The following is a 15,665-nucleotide window of genomic DNA, read 5'->3' as shown; positions in this document are numbered from 1 at the left end:
TTTTCAAATTTCCTTGTCAGTCATCTGTTTTCTGTAATAGAACATCGGTACAATCAGTAATATAATCAGTGGCTGGATTACAAACCTCCGCATGTAAAAAGAGAAAAGATACCCTATTTCAAATTTATCATGAATGCAATACAGGTAAATTGGCAGTGTAATGGCAAACACAACAATCATTAATACGGCACCCTGCAAAGTCCATTCTTTATTTTTAAATAAGCCATACATTATCAGGCAGGAAAAAAGAAGATTTAAAATAAATCTGAATACATGTCCGGCAATCAGTTTTCCCCATTCAAATGCAGGGAACTCAATATTTTTATTGGCTTCATGAAAATAGTCTAAAAAAGGGTCATAGAAAATAGTGTCTTCCAGAACCCTTACACCTATCAATCCGCATATTCCCGCGATAACCAGGAGCCAATTAAGAATTTTCATGTTTTAAAGCAAAAAATTTAATCCAGATCAGCCAAAGCACAACAACAGTTCCGTAAATGACAGCAGGGAAAATAAAATCGTGAAACATCTTTCCATAGTCAGGATAATCAGACATCACAATGTTTAATCCTACAATTCTCAAAAGATTCATAAGATACAGAATCAGCAATCCTGCGCCCACAAAAACAAAAGTTTTTATCCCTTTATAAAACGCAAAAACAAAGGACACAAATAAAATAATGACAGAAACAGCATTACATCCCTCCACCATTCTCGTCACATAGTTTTGTTTTACATAGAACCAAACCTGTTCATTCCTGACATCATCATATAATTCCGTAGGATAGCCTATCGCATTCTGAAGAGAAGTTACCTGATTGGCAATAATTCTGGAAAAGGCATCCAATCCGGAATCTTTACCACTATTCAGATAGAACTGATAGGCAAAAAGCAATACCAGATAGATAATAATAAAACGCAGTAAAATACCTAATACAGGTTTAAAGTCTTTCAGCATAATGCAAAGATAAAAATTAGACTGTAATATCCTGAATTTGAATCAGGAAAGTTAAAAACATGATACAAAACTCAACAACCATGTGATATATAACGAAAAAATTTTCTCTAAATCCTCCAATACAGCCTATATTCTACAACTTAAATGTAATACACCTGAACCTTCATATATTACTTCCTTAAACAATAATTCAACTCACGTTAATTTAGTATATTTGTTTCATATTATTATGACTTCTGAAAACGCAAAACGATTTTTTGAAAACCATTTAGGTAAAAAATCTTCTGAATTTGTTACATTAGCTCAAAGCGGTTCTGCAAGGGTAAATTTTCTGGCCACTGCCGGTACCGAAAAATATATTATCACATACAATGAAAATATTCCGGAAAATGAGAGTTTCCTTTACTATTCTGAAATATTTTCAAACTTAAACCTGAATACTCCTTCCATTATTGCAGTTTCTGATGACAGAACAATGTATATCCAGGAATTTTTAGGGCAGCATACCCTTTCTGAGATCATCACAAAAGAGCAATTATCTCCTGAAGTACGATCTTTAGTACGACAGACTTTAGAAAAGCTTTTCCAAATGCAAATACAAACGCTCGATAAAATTGATTATTCCAGAACGTTTGAATATGAAAGCTATGATGAGCTCCCGGTGATTCATGATCTTTATTATTTTAAAAATTTCATAGCCGATTTTCTGGAGCTTGAATACAACAAGTCTACCCTGCTTAAAGAATTCAAAAAAATTGCAGTACTCATTGAAAGCCTTGAACCTAAAGGAATTATGATCCGCGATTTTCAGGCAAGGAATATTATGGTCAATGAAAAGAATGAAGTATCATTCATTGATTATCAGTCTGCAATGAAAGGACCGTTCATGTATGATGTTATTTCTTTTCTTTTTCAGGCTAAAGCAAATTTTCCCGAAGATTTCAAACAGGAAATGCTTGAATTTTATATTCGGCAGTTCGAAGATTCTGAAACAAAAATGCAGCTGAAAAATGCTGTAATGCCTATTCAGATGATGAGATATCTACAGGTATTAGGGGCTTATGGATTCCGTGGATTGATCCAGAGGAAACAGCATTTCATCGCCAGCCTGGAAAAGGGAATCCAGAACATTATACAGTTTTCAGATTCCTGGGAACAAATGAAGAATTATCCTGAACTCTATAAAGTCATTCAGCAATTGGAATCAGAAAAAACAAAACAAAAAATTGAAGAAATTATAAATTTAAACCATTAAGAATATTTTAAGTCATTAAGAACATTAAGGTTATGACCAAAAAAGAAATTACTCAACTGTCATATGAAAAATTACTGGCTTTAACTAACAATGATACAAAGTCAATGAAACCCTTTATTAATGAATTTTTCAAAGAGCTTCCTGACTCAATTTTGATTTATCAGAGTCTTAACTTACCTTAAAAACTAAATAAGCCTTAATGGTTTAAAAATTTAAAAGAAAGAATATGCTACACATCGATATACACAGCTTTTCATATAAGAAAGGAGGAATTCCTAAAGACGATTCAGGAAACGGAGGTGGTTTTGCCTTTGACTGCCGTGGAATTTTAAATCCAGGAAGAATCGAAGAATATAAAAGCCAAACCGGAAATGACATTGGAGTCCAGGAATATCTGGAAACAAAAACAGAAATGCCGAAATTCTTAGAACTGGTAAAATCTCTGGTTTCCATCAATATTGATAATTACCTGGAAAGAGGCTTCGAACATCTGCAAATTAATTTCGGATGTACAGGAGGGCAACACAGATCAGTATATTGTGCCATAAAAATTGCCGAATTTATCCGGGAAAAATATCCCGAAGGAACTGAGGTTACTCTTCATCACGATGAACAGCCGCAACTGAATTCATAAAAGATAAGCGATGATTGATAAATGATTATTTTTCCACTGTTATTTTAATGATCATTTATTAATTATAAAAGTTTTATCACTCATCAACTATCATTTATCAATTATAAGAAATGAAAGCTCTAATTTTCGCAGCTGGAAAAGGAACCAGACTTAAACCGTTCACAGATCACCATCCGAAAGCACTGGCAAAAGTAAATGGTATTCCACTACTGGAAAGAAATATCAACTATCTGAAAAGTTTTGGAATAAAGGATTTTGTAATCAATATTCATCATTTTGGGAACCAGATTGTTGATTTTTTACATAAAAACAATAATTTCGGATGTAAAATTGAGATCTCTGATGAAACCAATGCACTTCTTGAAACAGGGGGCGGCTTGGTTTTTGCAAGAAAATTTCTTGATCACGGAGAAGATTTTCTGATCATGAACGCTGATATTCTCACCGACCTGAACATCAATGCACTGGTAGAATACCACAAAAAGATAAAAGATTTTGCTACTTTAGCAGTTTCGGACAGAGAAAGTTCGAGAAAACTCCTTTTCAATGATGATATGGTTTTGAGAGGCTGGCTGAATGTACAGACCGGTGAACAGAGACTGGCTGAGTTCAACAAAGGCTTTAAAGCTCTTGCTTTCAGCGGAATACACTGTATCAACCCTATTATCTTTGAAAAAATAAAAAGAACAGGCAAATTTTCTGTAATGGAAGAATATCTGGATCTGATGCAGACCGAGCATATCCATGGTTTTGTACATGACAGTATTCTTATTGATGTCGGGAGACCTTCATCCGTAACAGAAGCCGAAAAACATTTTAAATAAATCTTGCAATGGAAATGGATGGAACCCGAGATGAAAGCTTAGTAAATCCGGAATTTGACATTAACGAAACGAAACTTCACAACAGTTTCAGGCAGAAAACCTGGGACGAGACGATCACCAAAGACAGCTGGATGGTCTTCAAAGTCATGGCTGAATTTGTAGATGGCTATGAAAAGCTGGCCAAGATTGGCCCGTGTGTTTCTATATTTGGCTCTGCCCGTCTGAAGCCGGAAAGCAAATATTATGAAATGGCAGTGGACATTGCTGAAAAGATTACCAGATTAGGCTTCGGAATTATTACCGGAGGCGGTCCAGGAATCATGGAAGCAGGAAACAAAGGGGCTTTCAACGCCAAAGGAAGATCTATCGGTCTTAATATTGATCTCCCTTTTGAACAGCATTTTAATCCTTATATCAATAAATCCTACTCCATGAATTTTGATTACTTTTTTGTGAGAAAAGTAATGTTTGTAAAATATTCTCAAGGATTTGTCGTAATGCCCGGCGGTTTTGGTACTTTGGATGAACTCACTGAAGCAATGACCCTGATTCAAACCAACAAAATAGGGAAATTCCCTATTGTACTGGTAGGAAGTGATTTCTGGGGCGGACTGCTGGATTGGTTCAAAGACACACTGTTAAAAGAAGGAATGATTGCTGAAGATGATCTTGATCTTTATCGTGTGGTAGATAGTGCTGACGAGGCTGTAGCACATATTAAGGCCTTTTATGATAAATATTCTGTGAATGTAAATTTTTAATTGGCATATTATTTGTGACTTATAACGAACAAGTATGATTGTAAATCTATTAATTAAGATGAAAAAACTTTTATATATATCAGGTATTTTAACATTTTTTGTGTTAATGAGTTTTATGTATGCAGACTTTTTCTCTTCAATGACCAAAGTTGACTATATAGATGGAAGCAAAACGTTGAAGTTTACCACAAAAATGAATACAAGCCATATCTCAGATGCTATTAAAATCAACCCTAATACAGCAGGATTTGAAGCAGAGGTAAAAAAATATGTGAACAATAATTTTGATGTATTTGTCAATGGAGCTCCAAAAACGATTACCTTCACAGGAAGTCAGGTCAGCGGAGAAACTGTATGGGTGTATTTTGAAACCGGAGGAGTTTCAGATATCAACACCTTAAAGATTAAAAATACGATTCTTTTAAGCGCTTTTCCTAAGCAGATTAATATTGTTAACATTGCCTACAAAGGCAGCCAGAAAACAATGAACTTCCAAAGAGGAAAAGAAGTGAACGAGGTTTCTTTTTAAATGTAAATTAGATTTAACCATTATAAATGGGTACCCTGGAGAATAAATTTTCCAGGGTATTTTTTTGGAGAACAGCAAAAATCACATGCAAGAGAGTAATTAAGTACAAATACTTAATTTCAAATTGCAGCATTTACACGCTACCATTTTCATTTTCAGCACTGTACATTTGTATTGTAATTACAGCCAAAAGGTGAAGCCGCATCACTTAAATAACGGGGCGGAATCTGAAAAGCCAGACGAGTAGGAATACACCAAACAAAAACTAAATATCATGGAAGATGTACAACTTAACGCATCCAGTCAGGAAATAGACGTCCTGATTGTAATAGACACGGATTATGTAAGATCACATTATAAAAGCCCAAGTACAGATCCTAATAATCCGGTAGGAATTGATCATAACAGCCAGCATATGATCGTTTCCAATGCCAATGCTATTTCCGGACAGGGTACTGCTGACCTCAACTTCAGCGCAAGGGCCGGAGATATAGTTTCTTTCAGAGGAACTTCAATTTATCAGAATTCGGATGATGCAGTCATCATCTATAATATTAAATATTGGTCCGGAGATCAGGTTTTTAATAATTTTGTATACAATTCTGTTGAAAGAAGAAAGGCAGCGGTTCCTAACGTAAATTCCCAAAACGGCCTTCCTGCCACTACTGCAGATATTACTTTTGCAAGTATAGACGCTAGAGTAAGAGCTACAGGAAAAGAGAATTTCTATGTACAGTTCGGACTTTACATTTTAGACCCTAATGACAGTAATAAACAAATCTTATACGGTTACTTTTACTGGGATCCAACCATTACAGTTAAATAATCAGAAATAACAAAAGCCACTGCAGTCTAAAGATGCGGTGGTTTTTGTTATTTGGGCCGAGTTCTGCCTCATTTTTCAAATCACTGCTTAACGCCAAACCAAATGCATAAATAACTGAACTTGAAAATAAAAACGTATGAAACAAAAAGACCAGAGCAAAAATAAATTTGCTTTGGTTATTATTTATTTTTATCATTTAATTTGTATCAATATTTCAGGACTAGCCAGCCCAAATACACCAATGGCTTACAAACTATTCTGAAAGTATTGTCAATCAGGAAATGAAATAATTTTTAATCAATGAAGAGAGAAAATAAAATTTTATTAATCATCATCATCTGTGGTATAGGCTGGATCATCTATTTTTTAAAGTATAAGGCTATAAGCCCACCAACAGCATTAATACTTAGAAATGCCAAATATACTGTAGGAGAAATTACTTCTGTTTATTATGGAGACAGAGCACGTGAAAAGGGAAATGATTTTACATTTAGTTACAAGGAAGGAGTTATTAGAAATGCTCATCAAGACGGAGAATTCATCTATGGGCGAAAATATCTTGTTATTTATGATTCTGTGAATATCAGAAATGGATATTTGATATTAGACAAATTTGATATTACTGATTCTTTAAATAAATATCATATCTATAAAAATTATGATCATTATAATGTTGGATGGCCATTATCCGGAATACCATTTAAATATGATAAAAGTGACATTGAGCAAGAAGTAAATATGCATCTCAGAAGTGAATAAGTCTATGGTTTAATAAAAATCAAAAATCCTCAAAACATTAAAAAGGCTGTCTTCAATTGTGAAAACAGCCTTTTTATTTAGTACGAATCAGTCGTCTTTAATAAAAAAATATCTAATGGACTACTCAATTTTGATGTTATCAATCTGAACATCATACACCCCACCAGTTCCGGTTTTGATTGCAAACATATCTTTTCCGGCTGTTGTATTGATATCAGCAATACCTGTCAGAGTAAGCTCAACTAATCTCCACTGTCCGTTTGTATTGATAGATCCTGTGTAAGAGTTAGCACTTTCTACGCCTAAGGTAGCTCCTGTAGAGAATGTTCCTAAATTAAATACATAGAAACCTCCACCTGCTTTATATACGTTGAAAGAAAGTGTTTTTCCGGTTGCAGTACCTTTGATGTACATGGTAATTCTCTTCGGTACAGCTGGTATTCCTGTAGTAGCAATAGATGTAAATACATAATCATTAGCTGTAGGTGTACCTTTGATCTGAAGTGAATTGGTATTGTTGTATCCTAAGCCAACCCCTTGTGTAGCATAAGGCTTAAGGCCGAAGCTGTTTACACTTGATAGGAAAGTTGCCCAGTTCTCAAAGTCAGATCCCGCGAAAAGATTTACAGCAGAAGCAGAAGGAGCTTCCGGCTCACCTGGGTTGAATCTGTCATTCGGGAAGTTTATATCATAAAGATCTCTGATATAAGCCTGCTCTGTGAAAGTAGTCGCAGTTGGGTTACTTGGACTTGTATAACGGCTTAGAAGAAGAACAATATCTCCACTTTTTGCATATTTAGGAGAAATCGGAGATTTAGCAAATGTGGCAAAGTTACTGAAACGAAGATCCAGTCTCGCCGCTTTTTTATCTACAATATAACGGTCTCCTGTTCCTGAATCATCAGCAAAGTTTTTAGTCAGCTCAGGATCTTCAAACTGAACATTTTTAATTTTTACAAGCTGATTGATGTGTGCTCCGTTTTTAAGGGCATCAGCAATAGAGTTAAATTCCAATGGCTTAATAGCAGCCACTACAGGTTTCTGTCCGTCACAAACTCTCGCTATATAATTTGAAACTTTATTCGGGTTGATTCTTCCTACGGAGTAGTTTGGATCATAAGAACCTACTTTGATGTTTCCGTTGGAAGCCTGAACGATTAATCCTTTTAAGTTGATTCTAACCAGGGCTCCTGTTGGAAAATCAAGATATTGGTTTCCTCCGTCGATATCAATCTCAATACCCTGTGTAGGGTTTTCAGGTTTATCCTGAAGGAACATCATTTTATAAATATTCCCAGACTCATCACTTGAAGTAACGTAAGCTTCAACGATGTAATCATCTTTAATAATATCAGCTTCCACAGGTTTTGGTTTTGCAATCGTTGCAAGTTCTGACAACTGGTGATTAGCTGCTGCAAATTTATTGGTACATTTAATTTCCGGTACTTCATAATCATCAGTTTTTACACAAGACGAGAATGTCAGCATGGAAATGGCACTGAATACCGCCGCTTTAAAATATATATTTTTCATTGTTTCGATTTTTAGTTTAATTTTTAGAATCTGAATTGAAGGTTAACAAAATAAGATCTACCCTGGTTATACCAATATTTAGGAGCGAACACCATGTTTCCGCTGTCATAATCATTCGTATAGTCAGTATAGTTAACGTTTCTGGTCTGCTCAAATCCACCAGTAATGTAATTTCTGTTATTTAAAATGTTATTGACAGATGCAGACACCAATACATAATATTTACCGATCATCCATGATTTACCTGCATTCACGTTGAAGAAGAATGCTGAAGGTAATTTTGTAGGGGCCAGAACTCTTGCAAGTTCTTCTTCCGTTACGTTGTCATAAGGAACTCCAGGTGTATTAGGATTTGTATAGAATCTCGCTGTTCTGGTTACAGGAGACGGATCAAGGAATGAGTGTCCGAAATAATTCCATGTTGCTCCCAGCCACCAGTATTTAGGGCTGCTGTAACGTAGACCTAAAGTATAGGCTTCCTGAGGGGTTCCCCCCTGTCTGTAATTCTTAAGAGTAGCCTCTCCCATATTGGTATATGACCTAGATACAATATTCCCGTTTCCATCAAGCTCTCTGAACGTTCCCACCGCATCAGATGCGAAATACACCGTAGGATTATTAGTATAAGTGTACTGTCCTAAGCTTAATAGTCCACTGGCGGTTAAAGTAGGAGTCACTTTCACCTGAGCACCCAGTTCAATACCCATATTTCTCTTGTTAGCTCCCGCCAGCACCTGTGTAATGAAAGCTCCATCCTGAATCGGGGCCTGATCTCCACTTTCTGTCAGAGTTGTCAGCTTAACCCCTTGTGCAAAGTATCTTTGTACACTTGTTTCATTTTGAGTATTAACAAGATATCCTGTCAGTCTAACTTTTAGAATCGGAGTAGAGATTACATAGCTCAAATCGTTTGCATCAATAACAACGTTCTTGATACCCGGAGTCGTAACACCACTTACTCTTGTATTAAAATAGATATCATTTAAGAAAGGAGACTGTGAAAAATAAGCTCCGTTATAAACCAGGAAGTTTCTGCCGTTGATCTTATAAGTAACCTGTCCTTTGACACCAGCATTCCAGAAATTCTGATCTGCTCCTTTTCCATAAGACGATTCATACAGATAATGCTGGAATAATCCTTCTCTGCTGTTGGTCGTATAACCGAATAATCCGGAAACAAAAACATCAAATTTACCTGTTGAGAATTTGAAAGCTGGATTTATTTTGAATTCCTGTCTTCTGAAAATATAGCTGTATCCGATTCTATCCCCTTCTCTTTTGGCAACATCAGTATCACTTTCTCTTGTATTGAATTTCCCCCAAGTATTTCCAGCCGTTGTATTGGATGCAAACGGGTCCATATTAAGAGCAAAATCAGCTCCCAAAAGATCATTTACCTCTCTATACTGTTCAGATCTGTAATTCTGATATGATAAATTTAAAATAAAACGGGAGGTATCATTAAAATTATAAGTATAGTGAGTTGCTACATTCCATACTTTATCATCTTTTACATCATCCACCAGATAATAAGCAGCTCTTCTGCCTCCAAGAAAAGCATTGTATTGTACGTTTCTGTTGGCATTATAAAGATTATCCCAGTTGATCTGAGTATGTGACTGGTCATCATTGGTCCACCAGTCTCTTGTAATTCCGATGTTGGCTGCCTGCTCCGGAGCAGGGTTTTTATAGTTTAACCAATAGCTTGGTAAATTACGGTAATAGGTTGGAGACGGGTTATTGGCTCTGTACCAGTCTAGTCTTGAACTGTATTCTTTACCGAACTGATAAGATACAGACGTCCACAATTGAGAGTTTTTATTGATTTTCCAGAAATCCTGCAACTGGATCATTGGCTGGAAGCCTCTTTTCACTCTTTCGTTTCTTTTATCCCCGTTTTGCCATCCCCAGTAAGAATTATAATGAACTCCTCTGAAATCATATACTTCCTGAGTACTTGGACTTGAAGAACTTCTTGCATATTTAGAACCAATCGCGTTTAGGGTCATGGTATGGCTGTCGCTGAATTTCTTCTCAATACCAATATATCCACTGTACGCATCATAGGCAGTACCATCCTGAATTCCTTCCTGTGCCCATCTTCTGGCAATCATCCCTGTAAATGCCCATCCGTTCTTGTTCATCCCGGAAGAAAATCTGTAAGATAATCTGTTGGTATAGTTTCTGTTGGTCAGAGAGTAAGTAAGCTGACTTCCTTTTCTGTACTCGCTGGCTTTAGTATTCTTATAAAATACTCCGGTAGTTCCTCCGAAAGCATATTCGGAAGGTGCATGATTGGCTGAAATTTCCGGATAACGGGTAATTTCGTTCAAACCTCCCCATGTGCTGAAGTCTACATCTCCATTATCTGCAGCAGCCATAGAAACCCCGTTGATCATATTCTCCCCTGTTCTGCTATCAATTCCTCTCGGTCGGAACCAGTATGGTCCTAAATCGAAACTTGCAATTCTGTTGAAAACATCCTGGGAAGACTGTAGCAATCCTACAGTTGCAGTCTGCTGTGCACCACCGCTGTCACTTTCTCCAGAGTCCTCTACAATGGCTAAACCCTGATCTGCACCATTCAATGCAGAATAAAGAGTAATTACTCCAAGATCTTTTCTTTTCTCATCACTGGTTACATCAAATTCAAAAATTTTAGTTTCAAAATTTGGTTTTGTAACCATAATTTGATAATGTCCAGGCATCAAATCAGTAAATTGGAAATAACCGATTTTGTCTGCCTTTGCATCATTTCCTGCTCCTTTTAAATCTACATTTGCTTGCTCAACAGGCTTTCCGTCCGCATCCTTAAGATATGCAAACACTGTTGTCTGCGCATAGTAATATGAAGCAGGCAGCAAAGTAAATAAAGAGATTAATGATAGTTTTTTAATCATGAGTATATTTATTTTTTTAAATACTTTTCTTGTTAATTTTCAACGGTTTAAAAGTTGGGGGCACAAATTTAATCAAATTTTACAATTCACAACTTTTTTAACATTATTTTTTCTTAACATTGCAAACTTTTAAGAATCATTATATAAGAGTGTTTCAATTTACTGCTTTTAAATTTACAAATATTTAAAAGGCAGTGAATTAAAAAAAAGTAAATTTGTAAATTAAACAGTATTAATAATAACTAAAAGAGATGAAAAGATTTTCGACTCTGTTGGCCATTTTTATTTCGATCATGGCATTCTCGCAACAACAAGGGAAACTGAGAAAAGTGGCTACCGTAGGTTTTTTAAATGTAGAAAACCTTTGGGACACCATCCGCTCTGCAGATTATATTGACGGGACTAAAGACATCAGAAACCCTGCATTTCACAGAAGTATTCCTATGGATTCTATCAAGTTCCTGGAAGCTGAAAAATATGATGGTCCATGGAGTGACAGTGCTTTAAAAGGGAAAAAAGTAGTAAGAGAGCAAAGTGGTTCTGATGAATTCACTCCTAAAAGTGCCAAAAACTACGGAACAAAAATTTATAAGGCAAAACTGGCCAACGAAGCCAAGGTAATTTCTGAAATGGGAGCACAATATACCAAAACAGCTCCTGCGGTAGTGGGTTTAATAGAGGTTGAAAACAGACAGGTTATTCAGGATCTGATCAATGAGCCTGCTTTAAAGAAATATGATTACGGAATTATTCATTACAATTCATATGATTACAGAGGAATTGATGTTGCCCTGATCTATCAGAAAAGAAGATTCACCCCCACCAATTCATTAAAAAAGGAACTGGTCATTTATGGTGACAACGGCAAAAGAGAATATACGAGAGATATTCTTGTCGTAACAGGATTTTTAGATAATGAAAAAGTAGCATTTTTCATGAACCACTGGCCTTCAAGAAGGGGCGGTGAAGCGATTTCTTTACCTAAAAGAAATGCCGCAGCTGCATTATTAAAACAACAGATGGACAGTGTAAGGGCTGCAGACCCGACAACAAAGCTTTTTGCAATGGGTGACTTCAATGATGATCCTGTAAGTCCAAGTTTAAAAAATCATCTGAAAGCTCAGGCAAGCCCTAAAGATTTAAGTGAAGAAACCCCATATCTTAACCTGATGTACCCTTTATATAAGAAAGGAGTTGCTTCTTTGGCATATCAGGATGCACCCAACCTCTTTGATCAGATTATCGTTTCTAAAAATGTAATCTCAGATCAGGTAACCAAAGAATACTCAGTATATAAAGCAGAAATCTTTGCCCCTGCTTATCTTGTAAACAAGGAAGGAAACTATAAAGGCTATCCGTTCAGATCCTGGAACGGAGACCAGTTTACAGGAGGCTACAGTGACCACTTCCCGGCATTTGTAGTTCTTCAGAAAGAACCATAAAAAAGTTAGGCACTCTTATTGGAGTGCTTTTTTTATATAAATACCTTAATCATGAAAAATATTATTCTATTAGTATTGTTCGCATTGGTCCCTTTCAGCTGTTTTTCTCAGGAAACACCAAAGAAAGATAAAGAGCAGCATGAAATGAAACCATCCAAAAATGAAGACGGGGAATGGGATCTTACCGTCATCGATACCCAGTTTGATTATTTTCTGAGCGCTGTGGCCAAACCCATCAGTCAGTACTCAGAATCCTATCTGAAGGCAAAAAACACATTTCTGGTCAACGAATGGAACAGCTATTATAATTCCGGCAGGTATAGAAATATTATTGAATCCGGAATAGATTATGATCCAAAGGAAAATTATGGGATCAAGTTTGAATATAAACTATACCAGGTTTTTGCATATGTAAACTGGAAATACAAGCTAAAAATGAACGGACTATCCGGAGCTGATGCCATAAGGTAAAATGTAAACTTAATAAAAAAGGTTCAGAGCAATTTCTGAACCTTTTCATTTTTATAATAGCTGAAAATTATTTATTGAATAATTCCTCTACTTTATCCCAGTTTACCACATCGAAGAATGCAGAAACATAGTCAGGTCTTCTGTTTTGGTAGTTTAAATAATAAGCATGCTCCCAAACGTCCAATCCTAAAACCGGAGTTCCTTTAACGTCTGCTACAGGCATTAATGGATTGTCCTGGTTTGGTGTAGAAGATACAGATACAGAACCGTCAGCATTTTTTACTAACCAAGCCCATCCTGAACCGAATCTTGTTTTGGCAGCATCAGAAAAATCAGTTTTGAACTTATCAAAACCACCGTAATTTTCGATAGCAGCTTTTACATTTCCTACCGGCTCCTTGCTTCCTCCAGGAGTTAAAATTTCCCAGAATAAAGAGTGGTTGAAGTGTCCACCTCCATTATTTCTTACTGCAGGCTTATCTGTTCCTGTCTGGCAGATCTCCTCAATTGTTTTTCCCGCCAGTTCAGTTCCCTCAATTGCTTTATTTAAATTGTCAATGTATGCCTGGTGATGTTTTGTATAGTGGATCTCCATAGTTCTTGCATCAATAGTTGGCTCTAATGCATCATATGCATATCCTAATTTTGGTAATTCAAATGACATAATCTTTATTTTTAATGTTATATCCAAAAATAGCCAATATTTAAGGTATTATCAAAGATTGGGGATTACTTTAATAAATCTTTAACATTGATATATTGATTTAGAATGAATTAAATTTTCAGGTAAGGAAGTTTTGAAGATGCTAATTGGGACTAAAAACAGTTTTAATTTTAAATATGGCTATTGTTAGAATTTCAGATTTCAGCAAAAAAAAGCACAAACCCAACGGTTCATGCTTTTTAATTAACAATAATTAAATTTATTTATTCATAGACATCAGGAATTCTTCATTATTAAGTGTTCCTTTGATGTTTTTATCAACAAATTCCATAGCTTCTACAGGATTCATCTCAGAAAGATATTTTCTCAGAATCCACATTCTCTGTGAAGTTACTTCATCAAGCAGAAGATCATCTCTACGGGTACTTGATGCTACAAGATCAATAGCAGGATAAATCCTTCTGTTAGCGATTTTTCTATCCAGCTGAAGTTCCATGTTACCTGTACCTTTGAATTCTTCAAAGATTACTTCATCCATTTTAGATCCTGTATCAATCAATGCAGTGGCAATGATTGTAAGAGATCCTCCTCCTTCAATTTTTCTTGCTGCTCCGAAGAATCTTTTCGGTTTGTGAAGAGCATTAGCATCCACCCCACCGGAAAGCACTTTTCCTGATGCAGGGGTTACGGTGTTGTATGCTCTCGCCAATCTGGTGATAGAATCCAGTAAGATGACTACATCATGACCACATTCTACCATTCTTTGTGCTTTTGCAAGAACAAGGTTGGCTACTTTCACATGCTTTTCTGCTGCTTCGTCAAACGTAGAAGCAATAACTTCTGCATTTACACTTCTTTCCATATCGGTAACCTCTTCCGGACGTTCATCGATCAGAAGAACCATCATGTATACTTCCGGGTGATTCGCGGCAATAGAATTCGCGATATCTTTAAGCAACATCGTTTTACCTGTTTTAGGCTGCGCAACAATCATCGCTCTCTGCCCTTTTCCGATAGGTGCAAATAAATCCACAATTCTTGTGGACACTGTAGATCCGCTTCCTGCAAGATTGAATTTTTCTTCCGGGAAAAGAGGTGTCAGATATTCAAACGCTACACGGTCTTTGATAAATGCCAGATCACGTCCGTTAACCTCTGTAGGTCTTAACAGTGAAAAGTATTTTTCTCCTTCTTTCGGAAGCCTTACAATTCCTTTTACCGTGTCTCCCGTTTTTAAACCAAAATTTCTGATCTGGGCTGTAGAAACATATACATCATCAGGAGAAGAGATATAACTGAAATCTGATGAGCGTAAGAATCCGTAGTTGTCAGGTAAAATTTCCAGAACACCTTCAATGCTTACCAATCCATCAAAATTAAATTCTTTTTTATGGTCATTCTGCTCCTCTGCCTTGTCAGAATGCCTGTTTTGATTCTGATTCTGGTTTTGGTGCTGCTGATGTTGGTTCTGGTTTTGATTTTTATGTTGATTTCCACTGTTCTGTGGATGGTTGTGTCCTTTTTGAGGTCTGTTAGCCTGTTGTTGAGGGAGATTGTTAGGCTTTTCTTCAGCCTGTGCAGGCTCTTGAGATTCTGTGTTTTTTGGAGTTTCTGTTTTTTCCTGGGATACTTCTGTATTACCTGTATTGGTAGAAACTCTTTTTCTTTTCTTTTTTGCCTGAGCCGTTTGTGCTGACTCTTCTGTTGTTGCAGCTACAGCGGTTTCAACTTTTGGCTCTTCTGGTTTTATTTCTTCAGAAGCCGGTATCTTTTCTTCTGTTTTTTCCTCTGCTTTAGGTTCTACCGGAGCTTTTGTATTTGTTTTTGGCTTGGCTGCTGTTTTTTTGGGGGCAGCTTTTTTTGCCGGGGCTTTAGCAGGTTTTTCTGCTGGAGCCTCTTCAGTATTTACACTGGCAGGTTCTGTGGCGTTGAAATAATCTTTTGCAACTTTAGGATTAGAAGCCTGAAAGTCAAGAATAGCAAAGATTTTGTCATTTTCATTGCTGTTTCTTGCAACTTTAACGCCCAAATCTTTTAAGATTTTAGTCAGTTCCGTTACGGATTTTGACCTTAACGTTTCTATGTTAAACATATTTAATGTAAAAATGT

General features: G+C 36.2%; 15 protein-coding genes. 9 read left to right on the top strand and 6 right to left on the bottom strand.

Going from position 1 to position 15,665, the window contains the following annotated elements; all coding sequences use genetic code 11:
* Positions 1–3: 3 nt before the first annotated feature.
* A complete protein-coding gene (locus tag AC3FI7_RS17810; protein WP_142726432.1) occupies positions 4–441 on the bottom strand; it encodes an exosortase F system-associated membrane protein in 438 nt (145 codons plus the stop codon).
* The gene (gene xrtF / locus AC3FI7_RS17805; protein ID WP_343660297.1) at positions 428–958 is read right to left on the bottom strand and encodes an exosortase family protein XrtF; all 531 of its coding nucleotides are present in this window, start codon (positions 956–958) and stop codon (positions 428–430) included. Before xrtF ends, AC3FI7_RS17810 begins: the two co-directional genes overlap by 14 nt.
* A 229-nt stretch (positions 959–1,187) precedes the next feature.
* Here xrtF and AC3FI7_RS17800 point away from each other — a divergent pair, with 229 nt between their 5' ends.
* The 7 genes from AC3FI7_RS17800 (at position 1,188) to AC3FI7_RS17770 (ending at position 6,546) form a co-directional block, all read left to right on the top strand.
* Positions 1,188–2,213, top strand: coding sequence for an aminoglycoside phosphotransferase family protein (locus AC3FI7_RS17800; RefSeq protein WP_142726430.1), 1,026 nt, complete (start codon positions 1,188–1,190; stop codon positions 2,211–2,213).
* 226 nt (positions 2,214–2,439) lie between these two features.
* Positions 2,440–2,847 carry a RapZ C-terminal domain-containing protein gene (locus AC3FI7_RS17795; RefSeq protein WP_491460623.1) on the top strand — a complete coding sequence of 136 codons (408 nt, stop codon included), beginning with the start codon at positions 2,440–2,442 and terminating at the stop codon, positions 2,845–2,847.
* 110 nt (positions 2,848–2,957) lie between these two features.
* Entirely contained in the window at positions 2,958–3,671 is a 714-nt protein-coding gene (locus tag AC3FI7_RS17790; RefSeq protein WP_343660302.1) for a nucleotidyltransferase family protein, read from the top strand.
* 8 nt (positions 3,672–3,679) lie between these two features.
* Positions 3,680–4,432 carry an LOG family protein gene (locus tag AC3FI7_RS17785; RefSeq protein ID WP_373995774.1) on the top strand — a complete coding sequence of 251 codons (753 nt, stop codon included), beginning with the start codon at positions 3,680–3,682 and terminating at the stop codon, positions 4,430–4,432.
* Positions 4,433–4,490: 58 nt separating this feature from the next.
* A complete protein-coding gene (locus tag AC3FI7_RS17780; RefSeq protein ID WP_291901580.1) occupies positions 4,491–4,961 on the top strand; it encodes a DUF6702 family protein in 471 nt (156 codons plus the stop codon).
* Between the two features lie 274 nt (positions 4,962–5,235).
* Positions 5,236–5,787 carry an inclusion body family protein gene (locus AC3FI7_RS17775; RefSeq protein ID WP_343660303.1) on the top strand — a complete coding sequence of 184 codons (552 nt, stop codon included), beginning with the start codon at positions 5,236–5,238 and terminating at the stop codon, positions 5,785–5,787.
* Positions 5,788–6,087: 300 nt separating this feature from the next.
* Complete coding sequence (locus AC3FI7_RS17770) at positions 6,088–6,546, top strand: hypothetical protein (protein ID WP_491460622.1); 459 nt, start codon at positions 6,088–6,090, stop codon at positions 6,544–6,546.
* A gap of 120 nt (positions 6,547–6,666) precedes the next feature.
* On the opposite strand, the gene AC3FI7_RS17765 is transcribed toward AC3FI7_RS17770, so the two are convergent.
* Together AC3FI7_RS17765 and AC3FI7_RS17760 are read right to left on the bottom strand one after the other, a co-directional pair.
* The gene (locus AC3FI7_RS17765) at positions 6,667–8,079 is read right to left on the bottom strand and encodes a DUF5689 domain-containing protein (protein WP_491460621.1); all 1,413 of its coding nucleotides are present in this window, start codon (positions 8,077–8,079) and stop codon (positions 6,667–6,669) included.
* Positions 8,080–8,102: 23 nt separating this feature from the next.
* Positions 8,103–10,979, bottom strand: a complete 2,877-nt coding sequence (locus tag AC3FI7_RS17760) for a carboxypeptidase regulatory-like domain-containing protein (protein WP_343660307.1) — start codon at positions 10,977–10,979, stop codon at positions 8,103–8,105.
* A 251-nt stretch (positions 10,980–11,230) separates the two neighbouring features.
* On the opposite strand from AC3FI7_RS17760, the gene AC3FI7_RS17755 reads away from it, so the two are divergent.
* Positions 11,231–12,421: an endonuclease/exonuclease/phosphatase family protein gene (locus AC3FI7_RS17755; RefSeq protein ID WP_142726422.1), complete on the top strand. Its 1,191-nt coding sequence runs from the start codon at positions 11,231–11,233 to the stop codon at positions 12,419–12,421.
* Between the two features lie 51 nt (positions 12,422–12,472).
* Positions 12,473–12,892 carry a DUF6146 family protein gene (locus tag AC3FI7_RS17750; protein WP_142726421.1) on the top strand — a complete coding sequence of 140 codons (420 nt, stop codon included), beginning with the start codon at positions 12,473–12,475 and terminating at the stop codon, positions 12,890–12,892.
* Positions 12,893–12,959: 67 nt separating this feature from the next.
* On the opposite strand, the gene AC3FI7_RS17745 is transcribed toward AC3FI7_RS17750, so the two are convergent.
* Together AC3FI7_RS17745 and rho are read right to left on the bottom strand one after the other, a co-directional pair.
* Positions 12,960–13,556, bottom strand: a complete 597-nt coding sequence (locus AC3FI7_RS17745) for a superoxide dismutase (RefSeq protein ID WP_142726420.1) — start codon at positions 13,554–13,556, stop codon at positions 12,960–12,962.
* A gap of 259 nt (positions 13,557–13,815) precedes the next feature.
* Positions 13,816–15,648: a transcription termination factor Rho gene (rho, locus tag AC3FI7_RS17740; RefSeq protein ID WP_491460620.1), complete on the bottom strand. Its 1,833-nt coding sequence runs from the start codon at positions 15,646–15,648 to the stop codon at positions 13,816–13,818.
* Between the last annotated feature and the right edge of the window lie 17 nt (positions 15,649–15,665).

It is taken from the genome of Chryseobacterium sp. TQ-BC-N36 (assembly GCF_058382295.1).
Note: the sequence above shows the minus strand (reverse complement) of the source record. Positions and strands in the feature narration are given on the sequence as shown.